This window comes from Bartonella sp. CL434QHHD, assembly GCF_042195145.1.
GTDB lineage: Bacteria > Pseudomonadota > Alphaproteobacteria > Rhizobiales > Rhizobiaceae > Bartonella.
Genome location: NZ_JBHINT010000011.1, coordinates 130,723 through 144,570 on the forward strand (window position 1 = coordinate 130,723; position 13,848 = coordinate 144,570).

Consider the following 13,848-nt stretch of genomic DNA (forward strand, 5'->3'; position numbering starts at 1 on the left):
CAGAAACACAATAACTTATTCTTTATCGATCTAACCTTTTTAATTGATCTAATGGTTAACAAAAGTAACTAAAATTTTTGCACGAACGAAACTTTAAAGTTGCGACCAGGCTGAGTATAATAATCCTTCGGCGTTGAGCTTTCACCGGAAGGAAGATCTGATACATTCCAATATTTTTGATTGAACAGATTATAAACACCAGCCCTTATAACAGGACCCTTTTCACCAAATGGCTTCAACCAACCTGACACATCAATAATATTATAACCTGGAATTTTTTGATAGTCCGATTCCTTAGCAACTTTATCGCGTTTGGCAGATGAGGTAAGAACAACGTCTGCTCCCCAGATTTCTTTTGCATATCCGATCCCAACAATCGCTTTTAAAGCTGGAATTGAGTTAAGATATTCATCTTTATCAAGATCTTTTCCTTGCGAATAGGCAAGAGCAAAATTGCTATGGAATCCACCATTAAGAGCCAAATGTATTTTGGCTTCAGCACCATAAATACGCACATTCGCACGATTTATGTAATGGCGACGCGCAAATTTGAATTCCTCTGATGGCCCTTTATCTATAGTATCTATGAAGTCCTTGTATTGATTAAAAAAGGCACTGACTGAACCGCCGAAATTTCCATTTCCATACCTTATACCAACATCATATCCATTGCTTGTTTCTGCTTTAAGATCAGGGTTTCCCTTCACATAATAAGCAGAGGGTTTTATATAAGAGACATAAAGTTCTGGAATACGTGGTGCACGAAAAGCTTGCGCCCATTGAGCATAAAGTGTTACTTGATTACGAACATCCAGCTCCATACGTAATTTGGGAGAAAAACGTGAACCATTTCTTTCTGGAGGAAATTTGTCAGAAATCAGAGCTTTCTCATAAGAGGACGTTTTTTGAGGGATATATTTAAACCAATCATAACGAACTCCAGGTGTTATACGGAAATGGTTATCAGCAAAGCCAATTTCATCTTCGAAAACAAAACCCAAATTATAGCCATTCGCATCTGGTGAATCTGATCGGTTAGCGGGCACAAAGAGACAGCCCCGTGCATTTTCCGCCAAATGACAATTATCTTTCCCTAACAAATAATGATGAAATTTAGATGATAAAACATTAGTGGCAAGCTTTAACGTATGATCTACAGTGCCAATATGAACTTTCTTGAGAGCATCAGCATTGAAACCATAATTAGTATTACGTAAAAAATTATCTCTCAAAAAATCCCCTTTGGGGGCCCTAACACGAAATCCGGTCAGAATATGACGATTTGACTGTCTTTGCCAATAAATCTGCCCACGAAATGCATCAAAAAGTGCTTCTTCATTGCCGTTATAGTCATAAGAAAGAGAAAGGCGTTCACGAAGTTTGTCGTCCTTATCATAAACAGAACTAGGGGCATAATATCTCTCAGAAGCATTCAATGAATGTGTATCAATGGTGTGACCAAAACGCTCGGCGGTAAAACCAAGTCGGTGATTATCATCAAGGTATTGGTGAATTTTAAAGAGCAAATTATTTTGATCAAAATGAGCAGGGTTTTTACGTGTGCGCTCTCCATAGCCTTCTAAGGTTCCCATATTTTTGCGCTCATGACCTTCCGCATAAGAACCTTGGAAAAGCAAAAACGTTTGTTGAGCACGCATTGCAACAGCTTGATCTACGTGCCAACTATTATCAACAGAATGATAACCACCTTTTATAAGACCACCCCAATTTTTTCCTTCTGTGATAAGATCTTCAGGATCAAGAGTACGCAAAGCAACAATTCCTCCTAGCGCACCAGATCCATAAAGGCTAGAATCCGATCCTTGAATAATATCAAGTGTGGAAAGTGCACCAAAATCAAACGTTGTGTTACCACTATTTCCGCGGAATATATCGTCCAACCATGGAAGAACGATACCATCCATTGTTGTAAGAATACGGCTTGCCTCTAAACCACGAATGACAAAACTGTTATTCCCTGGGTTATAGGATACAGATGGATCAAGGCGATTAATATCATAGGCATCAGTTATTTGTTTTTCACGAATATCTTTCGCGGTTTTTCGACTCGTCAAAATAGTAACCGAATCCAAGGCCGTCCCTATTTTTTTCTCTTCAATAACAATTGGTTTGAGTTCAGTGACAGAAGATCCATCATTACTTCGTGCGAAAACAAATGAAGGTATACAGACCGATAATGCACTTAAAATCACACAGCTTTTATAGATATTTTTTCGTCTTATTTGCATAACACATCACAACCCTTTTAACGTCCCCTCTCTGTTTTGAAATTTTATTTACATACAAAAAGGCTGGACCCGCTGATTAAAACTTGCCAGCCAAGTAGAAATGATTTTGAAAACAACACAAAATCACTGGAAAACCATATTAAACATGACAAAATCAGTCAAGAAAAAAGTTGCAATTTCAAAATAGCCTGTTTTAATGAGATTGAACACCAATATTAAGCTTAAAATAGTGGCAGAAAAAACGATGAATTTTGCAAATACGAAGCAATTATTAACTCTTTGGATTGGTGCATTTGTTGGAGCTTTCTTTTTGCATGTATTATTGGGAGCGCAGTTTTATTTTCAAAGTATTGGTGTAAGTAATGGCTTGCTCTCGTCGGAGATTATGCTGACTTTTGCGCAAGAAACTGTATATCCGGATGTTGATACAGATTGGCCAGATATTCATACAGAGTCGGATATTAATACAGAGCCAGAAGTATTACAGTCTGATCTCCTAGAGCAGGAGTTAGAAGGATTGCAATCCGTGGATGAAGTTCAATCGCAAGAACCTCAGCATATAGTAGAACAGGATGACTTAAAGTCTTTAGAAGACCCCCTTCCTCAAAAAGTGGAGCATAAAGCGTTTATCAAAAAAACAATACCGATGCCAAAGGCTGTAGTAAAGCGCTCCAATACAAAGGCGGTACGTTCTTCTTCCACCAATAAGGGCGGTGTTACAGCAGGGACTGAAGATATGTTGTTAATGGAGTGGTTAGCAAAGGTACAGTCACAATTAGAAAGGCAAAAAAATTATATTGTGGGACAGCGTACCAGTCATACAAAAGGAACGGTGAAGTTAGAATTTATGGTACATGAGCAGGGGAGTATTTTTTCTAGTCGTGTAGCAGTATCTGCTGGTGATCCGGAACTTGATCGATTAGCGATGGCAGCACTTCAACGCATTGGTTCTTTTCCACCACCACCACCATCAAAAGTGAATAAAACAATCAGAGTATCCCTAATATTTAGCTGATTTCTTATGCGGGGCGCTTTTCTTATAATATATTGATTTATAATGATTATTTATAATTTTAATGAAAGTTAAAATATAGTTTGTTCTAATTTTTTTGACGTTGAATTAATCAAAACCATTCGCTTACTTATGATATAAGTTGAGGGGGGAGCATGGATAAAAACTTCTAAAAAGCAGCGAATATACTTCTTATGAATGCTCTAAATGAAAGGGTTGTTGCAACATTGGGAGTTATGGGATGATAGAGCTATAGCTTTTATTAAGTAATTAAGTAAAGGTTAATCGTGTCTAATCGATTTTTATACCGTTCGTGAGAGGATTTTCGTAAGTACTTTCCAGATACACCGTTGTGAAATAGACTTAGAAACATTAAAATAAAACAAGAATATCAATAAGAAAAACATACTATTTTGGGATGCTCTGTTTTTGTGTGAAGGATGTGAACTTATATGTAAAAATGAGAAAAACAAAAAGCAAAGCTTCATCTTCATCATTAAAAGATATTGACATATTTAAAAGTCGTAAAACCGAATGAAAGGGAAGGGGCAGAAGAAAATTGTTTGTCTTTAAGGCTTTCTAACTCAATGAGTTTGTCTTTCTGTTATCAGAGATAATCCAAACGATATATATAACAACCTACTCTCTATTTGGTATAGAAATGTTATAAGCAGAAAAAAATAGTTTTAAAATATGCTGTTTCACAAGATTTGAATATTGACTAATAAGCAACAGTAAAAGGATGAGCTATTTGTTTCACTCTTCTCTTATATTTGTAATCTCTATGATATTGTCGTTTATGTTGAGAAGAAATGAACTATTTGTATGACATGTTGATTTATAATGATAAGTCATCATTTTGTATTTAGAATAAAAGACCCGAATAGCGCAGGGTTTTCTTATTTTGAATTTATTGATACTGAATCAATTAAAATTACTTGCTTATACATCATAAGAAGGCTGGTATGTGGGTACTATTTAAAAAGGAATAAAAACACTTCTTATGAATGCTTTCAAATGCTATTTGGGAAGTTAAGGCATATTATTTCTGTCGACCAGAAAGCAGGTCGGTTTTTATATCTATTTTCCCAGTGAGTCTTGCTTTGTAGACACCATAATTTTCCATGACACGCATCACGTAATTACGTGTTTCTGTATAAGGAATACGTTCAATCCAATCAATGACGTTATCGAGAGATTGTCCTCGAGGATCGCCATAACGTTTTATCCATTCATTGACTCGACGGGGACCCGCATTATAGCCAATAAGAGTTAGTATATAGGATCCATTAAAACGTTCTAATTGTTCATTGAGAAAATGGGCACCTAATGTTGCATTATAATGAGCATCACTGCTAAATTTTTTAGGAGACCATGCGATTGAGTATTTTTTTGCCAGTGCTTTTGCTGTTGTAGGAAGCAATTGGAGTATACCTTGTGCACCTGCTTTTGATATGGCTGTTGGATTAAATTCGCTTTCTTGGCGTGCAATGGCATAGATAAGCGATTTTTCTTCTATAGAAATATTAGCAGAAGCTGGTATAGCTCCCAGAGGATGAGAGAGTGCACCAACATTTTTTCCCTGAAAAGCAGCCATTTTTCCAATTTTGAGGCTGGTATAATAGTCTCCATTTTTTTCTGCCATAACAGCCAGAAGAGCTAATTCACCGGGGCTTTCTATTCTTTTTCCGAGCTCTCTATAAAAAATTTTAGCAAAATCAGCATAGCCGGCTGCTTCAAGACGTTGAATTGCTTTGATCGCTTTTCGTGCACTAAAATGTTGTCGCTCAGCGGTTGTTGGTTTGGGAAAGAAAACTTTAAGCTTTTTTTGGTTGAGTCGTTCAGCGGCTAATTGACCATAGTAAGTTGCACCAAAATGAGCTGCACGATGAAAGTATTGCTGAGCATTTTGATGTTCTTTTAGCGTTTCTGCTGTTCGTCCCATCCAGTAATATCCACGTGATGCATAAAAAGGTAAAGAAGAGAGTTGAGGAATACGTGAAAAATGCTGCATTGCTAATTTAGGGTTATGAAGAAACCGTAGTGCATACCATCCTGCATGAAACTCAGCATCGACGGCTAATGCAGATGTTATACCAGTGTGCGTTGCAACGAGTTGATAAGCAATTTTTGGTTTGTTTAAATCGAGCATTTCACGAGAAAGGGCGCGTTGTTCTTTCCACAATGAATGAGGGTTCATAAGGCGAAATGCATCGTTTGATGTTTTCATCATGAGTGCTGCGGCTGCATCATATTGCTCTGTTCGTCGAAGATGGCGTATTCGAGCAAACTGAAAAAGAGGATCTTTTTGCCATGATCTCTCTACAGCTTTTAATTTTTGTGTAGCTCTAGGATCATTTTTTTCAACGGCCACAAAAGCATTAAAAAGAGATTGAGCATGGGCTAATTTTGCAACGCGTGCTGCTGAATCAAAACGATGTGCATACAGCATAAACTGCATGCGTTTCAAATGATCAATAGGTTTTAATGCAGCGCTTGCATTTTTAAGAACAAATACTTCTTCTTTTGCACTGAGTTGTGTTTTATGCCACCATGGAGCAATAATGTGTTGAGCACGAGTGGTTTGTCTGGTTTCGATAAGTGCTTTAGCGAAGAGAGCCATCCCTTGTGCTGTTTGGGGCGGGTGATGAGAAAATTTTTGGATGATTGCGCGTGTAACGTTGGTTTCGTTAAGAAAAGCACGTTCAGCATTGCGTTGCATCGTTTCTATACCTGGCCATCCTTTTAGCATGTTGATTGCATTAAATATTTCAGAACTTGGTATATTCGCTTGGTTTGATACCCCCAGCGCCCATGTCAAAATATGACGATCAAGGCTATGTTTTTCCATTGAATTACGAAGATTTATTGTTTTTGCAATATTGTTGTTTGCTAGTGCATCTAGCCCAGCTTTCAGTTGCTGAAGTGTAGCAGTATTGTGTGATGTCGTGTGTATCTGTTGAAGAGAGTCTTGAGCTTCTTTTGTGGTAAAGGGAGTAGGGCGAACCAAAGGGATTGGCGCTTTCCCTTGCAAAAGGGGTGTTTGCGCGTATGCACTTGAAAATAAAATTCTTATTGCCAGTATAAGTGCAGTAAAGGTTGATACGAAAAGAGAGGTGGAGAATACACGCATAGAGAAAAGACCTTGAGACCTTGCTTTTTGTAAAAACTTAAGGATTTATAGAACACAAGCGTGAAAAACGCGTTAATATAGACGGCTTATTTTAAAGAACTGTTCAACATTTAAGGAGGGGCATTTTCATCTTATGAGGGCTTTTTTTGAAATTCATCTTGCTTCAATGATAGAGCAAGATTATGCTCTATTTAAAATTTATAAAAGGCGATTATAAAAAAATAAAAGCAAACATTATAGGGAGTTTATCATGCTCAAGGGAGCTATAACTGCGCTTATCACACCGTTTGATAACAAGGGCGCAATTGATGAGAAGGCGTTTTGTGATTTTGTTGAATGGCAGATCACACAAGGGATTAACGGTGTAAGCCCTGTTGGGACAACAGGTGAATCAGCAACGTTAAGTCATGAAGAACATAAGCGGATTATAGAATTGTGTGTTGAGCAGGTTGCAAAGCGTGTTCCTGTTGTTGCTGGAGCGGGATCAAATAGCACAAGCGAGGCTGTAGAGCTTGCACAATACGCGCAAAAAGCTGGTGCAGATGCAGTTTTGGTTGTCACTCCCTATTATAATAAACCAAATCAATCTGGTTTATACAAGCATTTTTCTTCCATTGCCAAAGCTGTTTCTATTCCGATTATAATTTATAATATTCCTGGTCGTTCTATTATCGATATGGCTGTAGAAACGATGAAAGACCTTTATCAAGATTTTAACAATATCATTGGTGTTAAGGATGCAACGAGCAGAATTGAGCGCGTTAGTGAACAAAGTGAAAAGTGTGGAAAAGATTTTGTGCAGCTTTCCGGTGATGATTGTACGGCGTTAGGTTTTAATGCACATGGAGGTATGGGGTGTATTTCAGTTTCCTCCAATGTTGCTCCGAAGCTTTGTGCAGAACTTCAAGCAGCTTGTTTTCGTGGTGATTATAAAACAGCACGAGAATTAAATGATCGCTTGATGCCTCTTAATCGTGCTGTGTTTATTGAACCTAGTCCGGCAGGTATTAAATATGCTGCTGCAAAATTAGGATTTTGTGGTGATACTGTGCGTTCTCCTATTGTTCCATTAACAGAAAGAACAAAGAAGATTATTGATGCAGCCCTCAGTCATGCTGGTCTTTTAAAAGCATAAAATGATATTGACAAAGCCATGAATAAAAAAAAGAACGCGCCCGTACGGAAAATAATTGCTGACAATCGTAAAGCACGTTTTAATTTTGAAATCCTTAATAATCTCGAGGCTGGTCTTGTCCTTCAGGGAGCGGAAGTGAAGTCCTTACGTTCTAATCATGCCAATATTGCTGAAAGCTATGCGAGTTTTGAGAATGGGGAATTATGGTTAGTAAACAGCTATATTCCTGAATATACGCAGGCTAATCGTTTTAATCATGAACCACGACGTTTGCGCAAATTATTACTTTCAAAACGTGAGATGGCACGTTTTTTTAATGCAACGTCTCGTGAAGGAATGACACTTGTTCCTCTCAAACTTTATTTTAATGAACGAGGGCGCGTTAAGTTGGAGATCGCTCTAGCGCGGGGGAAAAAGCTTCATGATAAGCGCGAAACGGAAAAAAAACGTGATTGGGGACGTGAAAAAGCAAGACTTTTAAAAAGATATGGATGATGGATGCAATTTCGATATTCTTTATTTATAGCACTTTTTAAAACAGTTTTAGCATTGATCTAAGTATGTTTTTGCTGCTTGAAAGATTTGGTGAAACATGGCGTCTGTCAAGCGCCCAGTATTTGTATTATAACGAGAACAGTGATAGCTCGAAAAGATGCGTAATCTGCCGATGTTATTGATTTCACCATGTCCAAAAGGGTGAGATAAAACTTTTGCATTAAGGGCACGTATCGTTGAATGGTGCGCAATGGTGCCTAAGGTAATAACGGCTTTAAGTTTGGGAAGATTTGTTAAAAGAGGTGAGAAGAAATAGCGGCACGTGTTAATTTCTGCACCGGTGGGTTTATTTTCTGGTGGAACGCAACGAACAGAGTTAACGATTGCTGCATCAATAAGTTCAAGAGTATCGTCTGCTCTTTCTTCAAAGGTTCCTTGGGCAAAACCAAACTTTTTTAAAGTTGAATAAAGTAAGTGCCCAGCATAATCACCAGTAAATGGACGTCCAGTTCGATTTGCTCCGCGCAATCCAGGAGCAAGCCCAACAATAAGAAGGCGTGTTGTGTCGGGCCCTTTATGAGGAAAGAATGGGCGCACCGGTGCGTTATACCAACTTGGTTCTTTTACACGCCAGCCAGCGATAAATTGATGAAGCCTAGGACATAAATTGCAATTTTGGGGTGGTTCTGGGCAAAGTGATGTTAATTGGCTATTCATGGTGTTAGGCATCAATCGTTTTTCTATTTTTTTGAGTCTTTTATAGCGTATATGACGGGTTATGTTTTGATAAACAATCTATAATGAATATAAATAAACTTTTTTAGAAGAAAGTTTAATATAAACTTATTGCTAATTATTGTGTAAGAGGTCATCTTTCAGTAATTTATTCGATGAATAAGAGTGCAATACACATGATGTTCAAAGAAAAAAAGTTTTCTCTTTAGATAAAGATATTATCATAAAAAGTATGCGTAAGGCTGCCGTTATTGCAAAGGATTTTAAATAGCTGGTATTCCTTTTAAAAGGATGAATACTCCAGACAAATATTTTGTCAAGAAAGACCGTCCTTTGTTTGAAGTCAATCTATTGGAATGCTTTTACGAGAAACTTTGATAACGAGCATGAATAGGTTATACATTTTTATAAATTTTCCAAGAATTTTCTTAAATAAGTTCTTTAATCAAAAAATATAAAAGTTTGTGTTGTTTTTCTTGTGTTTTATTTTGATTATTGTATATACTCCTTTATCCGCTATTAAATTTTTTTATTTGAGAAAGAGGCATAAATGGCCCGCGTAACGGTAGAAGATTGTATTGATAAAGTTGACAACCGCTTTGAGTTGGTACTTTTAGCAGGTCATCGGGCGCGTCAGATTTCACAAGGAGCGCAGATTACGGTTGATCGCGATAATGATAAAAATCCAGTTGTTGCTTTGCGTGAAATAGCAGAAGAAACATTGTCGCCTGCTGATTTAAAGGAAGACCTTATTCATTCGCTGCAAAAGCATGTGGAAGTAGATGAGCCAGAAATGGCAAGTGAATTTATTACCCATTCAGGTGAAGCTGAAAGTGTTTTTAATACGTCATCGCAAGAAGAAGGTACCTCATTTGATCATATGTCAGAAGAAGAGCTTTTAGCGGGTATTGAAGGTTTGGTTGTTCCAGAAAAAAGTGACGATTATTAATTGCAGCAATTTATGTTACAGGAGTAAAGATACTTTGTCATGTGAGGAGCAATTATTTTTCGTGTCTTTTATTAATAGGACGTGTTCAATAAAGATTAGGGGTGTGAAAAGATAAAGGATATGCTCGTATGATGCGTCAGTGTGAGCTTGTTGGACGTGTTCAACGTTACAAGTCTGACGTAGATGAGGCTCTTTTAAACAGGGCCTATGATTATGCAATGAAAAAGCATGCACATCAAAAGCGTGCGTCAGGTGATCTTTATTTTTCTCATCCTTTAGAAGTTGCTGCTATTTTGACAGATATGCGGTTGGACGAGGCAACGATTGCTGTTGCTCTTTTGCATGATACAATTGAAGATACAAGCGCTACACGAGCAGAAATTGATCAGCTTTTTGGTTCTGAAATTGGGAAGTTGGTTGAAGGGCTTACAAAGCTTAATAAGCTTGATCTTGTATCAAAGAAAGCCGTACAGGCAGAAAATCTTCGTAAACTTCTTATTGCTATTTCTGATGATGTTCGTGTTCTTTTAGTCAAACTTGCTGACCGTCTTCATAATATGCGTACCCTTGGTGTTATGCGTGATGATAAACGTCGGCGAATTGCTGAAGAGACGATGGATATCTATGCGCCACTTGCAGGCCGTATGGGTATGCAGGATATGCGTGAGGAATTAGAGGATCTCTCTTTCTTTTATTTAAATCCAGAAGGTTATCGTACGATTACCAATCGACTTTCTGAATTATTGAAACACAACCGTGATTTGCTTTCCACAATTGAAAATGAATTGACAAAACTTTTTTTGGAGCATGGCATTAAAGCAGATGTTAAAAGCCGTCAGAAAAAATCTTATTCAGTCTTTCGCAAAATGGAAAGTAAAGCATTATCTTTTGAACAATTATCGGATATTTTTGGATTTCGTGTGATTGTTGAGTCCGTGAATGATTGTTATCGTGCTCTTGGTGTCATTCATACGACATGGCCAATGGTTCCTGGTCGTTTCAAAGATTATATCTCTATACCAAAGCAAAATGATTATCGTTCTATTCATACAACAATTGTTGGCCCTTCAAGACAACGTGTTGAGTTGCAAATTAGAACGGCTGCTATGGATGAAGTTGCTGAATATGGGGTTGCTGCTCATTCCATATATAAAGAGCGCGGTTCCAATTATTCGACTGTGAAGTTATCAAGTGAAACGAATGCCTATGCATGGTTGCGTCAAACGATACAATCTTTGTCTGATGGAGATAATCCAGAAGAGTTTTTAGAACATACAAAACTTGAGCTTTTTCAAGACCAAGTTTTTTGTTTTACGCCGAAAGGTCGATTAATTGCTTTTCCTAAAGGAGCTACGCCTATTGATTTTGCTTATGCCGTCCATACAGATATCGGTGATTCTTGTGTGGGTGTAAAAATCAATGGTCGTATTATGCCTTTAATGACCAAATTAAAAAATGGTGATGAGGTTGATATTATTCGCTCACACGCTCAAATTCCGCCAGCAGCATGGGAATTTCTTGTTGTCACAGGTAAAGCACGTTCAGCTATTCGACGAGCAAGTCGTGCAGCGGTACGTAAACAATATTCGGGTTTAGGATATCGTATTCTCGAGCGTTCATTTGAATATATGGGAAAGCAATTTTCAAAAGACCTTTTGAAGAAAGTTTTGCCACGTTTAGCACGTAAAGATGTAGAGGATGTATTGGCTGCTGTTGGGCGTGGAGAGCTGTTTTCTGCTGATGTGATTAAAGCGGTTTATCCTGATTATCAAGATCACCGTGTGGTACAAAAGTCATCTTTTAGGCCTGGGGAAGAAGGTTGGTTTAATATTGAAAATGCTCAAGGTATGATTTTTAAAGTTCCAGAAAATGAAAAGAATGCAAAGGTCGAGAATCATCAATCTAAAGCATTGCCTATTAGAGGAACCCATGGAGATATACCCGTACGTTTTTCACCGGAAGGAGCAGTACCTGGAGATCGGATTGTTGGTATTATGCAGCCAGGAGCTGGGATCGTTATTTATCCAATACAGTCTTCAGCTTTGATGGCGTATGATGATCAGCCAGAACGATGGATTGATGTTCGCTGGGATATTGATGCCCAAATGAATGAACGTTTTCCTGCACGGATGAATATTTTGGTTGTAAATAGTCCTGGTTCTTTGGCTGAAATTACACAAATAATTTCTGCTAACGATGCCAATATCCAAAATTTATCTTTTATCCGTACAGCACCAGATTTTACAGAAATTATGATTGATTTGGAAGTGTGGGATTTAAAACATTTGAATCGTATTTTTTCTCAATTAAAAAAGGCAGGTTCAGTAAGTACAGTACGGCGGGTTCATGGATAAAAAGAAAGATTTAGCAATGAATACACAAGATGTCATTGATATTTTTAAACAAGCAGATGCTATTCTAGAAGGGCATTTTATTTTAACATCGGGGCGCCATAGTGCGACTTATATGCAAAAAGCGAAAGTATTCATGCATGCTGACTTGACAGAAAAGTTATGTCGTGGATTGGCTGAAAAAATCAAAAAATCTATCGAGGAAAAAATTGATTATGTTGTTGGGCCCGCAATTGGCGGTCTTATTCCTTCCTATGAAACTTCACGTCACCTTGGTGTTCCTTCTCTTTGGGTAGAGCGTGTAAATGGCATCTTTGAATTGCGTCGTTTTGAAATCAAGAAGGGTGCACGGGTTGTTATTGTTGAAGATATTGTGACAACGGGTCTTTCCATTCGTGAGACTGTTGAAGCGCTTGTTGCAGCAGGAGCAGAGGTATTGGCCAGTGCATGTATTCTTGATCGTTCTGGTGGTAAGGTCAATGTTGGAGTTCCATTGATTGCGCTTGCTGAATACGAGATAACCTCTTATGCTAGTGATGCTCTTCCTGCAGAGCTTTCTGTTCTTCCAGCGATTAAACCAGGCAGTCGAAATATTTAATTGTCTTTCTATTTTTTTTTGTGCAAAAGCTTAAAAAGATTAATTTGGATGATATAGGTTATTTCATTATCAAAAGATGTATATTGAGAGTCATATGCTTTTTCGTCGTCGAGAACCAATAGATTTTGTAACGCGTATTCGACTTTGGTTATGGCCACGTCGTTCATTTTCTCGCTCATTTTGCTACATATATAAACGTATTTTGCGTATATCAGCAACACCGCATGAAGTAGCATTAGGGGTTGCTGTTGGCATTTTTTTAGCTTGTTCCCCTTTCTTTGGGCTGCATATTATTTTGGCAATATTTTTTTCTTGGCTTTTGCGTGCAAACTTTGCTGCCGCAATCATTGGGACGATTTTTTCTAATCCACTCACATTTTTATTGATTATCATGGCTGATTATAAAGTAGGGTATTTTTGTTTATCACTTTTTAGCGATGTCAAAGAGATTTCTCTTTCGCAAATTCGTGCTCTATTTAATGGTTTGACATTGTCAAATCTCTCTCTCCTCTTTAAAGGCGCATGGGACACAATTATGAGTCCTATGATTTTAGGTGGAACTCTTTTAGGTATTGTTTTTGGTGGTTTATCTTATATAGGTGTTTACAGAGCAACGGTTCGTTTTAAACAAAAGCGATATCAAAAGATTATAAAAAAAAGGCGTTTAAAGAAGCGTTCATCGCCTGTATTAAAACAGAAATAAATTTGAGAAAGATCGGGTTAATATCTTATGATTATTGGTCTTGGAAATGATCTGGTTGATATACGACGTATTGAGAAAATGTTGGTTCGTTATGGTGAGCGTTTTATCCAACGTATTTTTACGGATATTGAAAAAAATAGATCTGAAAATCTCAAAAAAAGCTCCTCTTCCTATGCAAAAAGATTTGCTGCTAAAGAAGCATGTGCTAAAGCCTTAGGAACGGGAATCGCTTGTGGTATCAATTGGAAAGACATGGGGGTAGTTAATTTGCCATCTGGTAAACCAATAATGCAATTAACAAATCGTGCGCAAATGCAACTTCAAAAGTTATTACCTCCTCATCATGATGCAGTTATTCATCTTAGCATAACAGATGATTTTCCTTGGGCACAGGCATTTATTATTATCGAAGCACTTCCACGTGGATAGATGGCGTGAGAGATTGTGCTTTTGTTATTTGAATATTATGATGAAAAAAAATTATATCT

11 protein-coding genes are annotated in these 13,848 nt (G+C 37.6%); 8 read left to right on the plus strand and 3 right to left on the minus strand.

The features are described 5' to 3' along the window. Positions 1 to 68: 68 nt before the first annotated feature. A complete protein-coding gene (locus tag ACFILN_RS01880) occupies positions 69 to 2,249 on the minus strand; it encodes a TonB-dependent hemoglobin/transferrin/lactoferrin family receptor (RefSeq protein WP_375670746.1) in 2,181 nt (726 codons plus the stop codon). Between the two features lie 244 nt (positions 2,250 to 2,493). Here ACFILN_RS01880 and ACFILN_RS01885 point away from each other — a divergent pair, with 244 nt between their 5' ends. Next, positions 2,494 to 3,264, plus strand: a complete 771-nt coding sequence (locus tag ACFILN_RS01885) for an energy transducer TonB (RefSeq protein WP_375670760.1) — start codon at positions 2,494 to 2,496, stop codon at positions 3,262 to 3,264. Positions 3,265 to 4,303: 1,039 nt separating this feature from the next. Here ACFILN_RS01885 and ACFILN_RS01890 read toward each other — a convergent pair. After that, positions 4,304 to 6,394, minus strand: a complete 2,091-nt coding sequence (locus ACFILN_RS01890) for a lytic transglycosylase domain-containing protein (RefSeq protein WP_375657727.1) — start codon at positions 6,392 to 6,394, stop codon at positions 4,304 to 4,306. A gap of 250 nt (positions 6,395 to 6,644) precedes the next feature. Here ACFILN_RS01890 and dapA point away from each other — a divergent pair, with 250 nt between their 5' ends. Together dapA and smpB are read left to right on the plus strand one after the other, a co-directional pair. Then, positions 6,645 to 7,529, plus strand: coding sequence for a 4-hydroxy-tetrahydrodipicolinate synthase (gene dapA / locus ACFILN_RS01895; protein WP_273791105.1), 885 nt, complete (start codon positions 6,645 to 6,647; stop codon positions 7,527 to 7,529). Positions 7,530 to 7,547: 18 nt separating this feature from the next. Further along, on the plus strand, positions 7,548 to 8,024 hold the full coding sequence (smpB, locus tag ACFILN_RS01900) for an SsrA-binding protein SmpB (protein WP_012231306.1): 477 nt from the start codon (positions 7,548 to 7,550) through the stop codon (positions 8,022 to 8,024). Between the two features lie 48 nt (positions 8,025 to 8,072). Here smpB and ACFILN_RS01905 read toward each other — a convergent pair whose 3' ends face one another. Continuing rightward, positions 8,073 to 8,741, minus strand: coding sequence for a uracil-DNA glycosylase (locus tag ACFILN_RS01905; protein ID WP_273791121.1), 669 nt, complete (start codon positions 8,739 to 8,741; stop codon positions 8,073 to 8,075). A gap of 568 nt (positions 8,742 to 9,309) precedes the next feature. Between ACFILN_RS01905 and rpoZ the strand changes: the two genes are divergently transcribed. From rpoZ to acpS, 5 genes are all read left to right on the plus strand, one after another. Next, on the plus strand, positions 9,310 to 9,708 hold the full coding sequence (gene rpoZ / locus ACFILN_RS01910; RefSeq protein WP_273791104.1) for a DNA-directed RNA polymerase subunit omega: 399 nt from the start codon (positions 9,310 to 9,312) through the stop codon (positions 9,706 to 9,708). A 128-nt stretch (positions 9,709 to 9,836) separates the two neighbouring features. Next, complete coding sequence (locus ACFILN_RS01915; RefSeq protein WP_273791103.1) at positions 9,837 to 12,062, plus strand: bifunctional (p)ppGpp synthetase/guanosine-3',5'-bis(diphosphate) 3'-pyrophosphohydrolase; 2,226 nt, start codon at positions 9,837 to 9,839, stop codon at positions 12,060 to 12,062. Positions 12,063 to 12,078: 16 nt separating this feature from the next. Then, complete coding sequence (gene pyrE / locus ACFILN_RS01920) at positions 12,079 to 12,657, plus strand: orotate phosphoribosyltransferase (protein ID WP_273791120.1); 579 nt, start codon at positions 12,079 to 12,081, stop codon at positions 12,655 to 12,657. A gap of 94 nt (positions 12,658 to 12,751) precedes the next feature. Beyond that, the gene (locus tag ACFILN_RS01925; protein ID WP_375630786.1) at positions 12,752 to 13,360 is read left to right on the plus strand and encodes a DUF2062 domain-containing protein; all 609 of its coding nucleotides are present in this window, start codon (positions 12,752 to 12,754) and stop codon (positions 13,358 to 13,360) included. A 27-nt stretch (positions 13,361 to 13,387) separates the two neighbouring features. Continuing rightward, positions 13,388 to 13,789 (plus strand): holo-ACP synthase, encoded by a 402-nt coding sequence (gene acpS, locus ACFILN_RS01930; RefSeq protein ID WP_273791101.1) that lies wholly within the window; start codon positions 13,388 to 13,390, stop codon positions 13,787 to 13,789. The last annotated feature ends 59 nt before the right edge of the window (positions 13,790 to 13,848 follow it).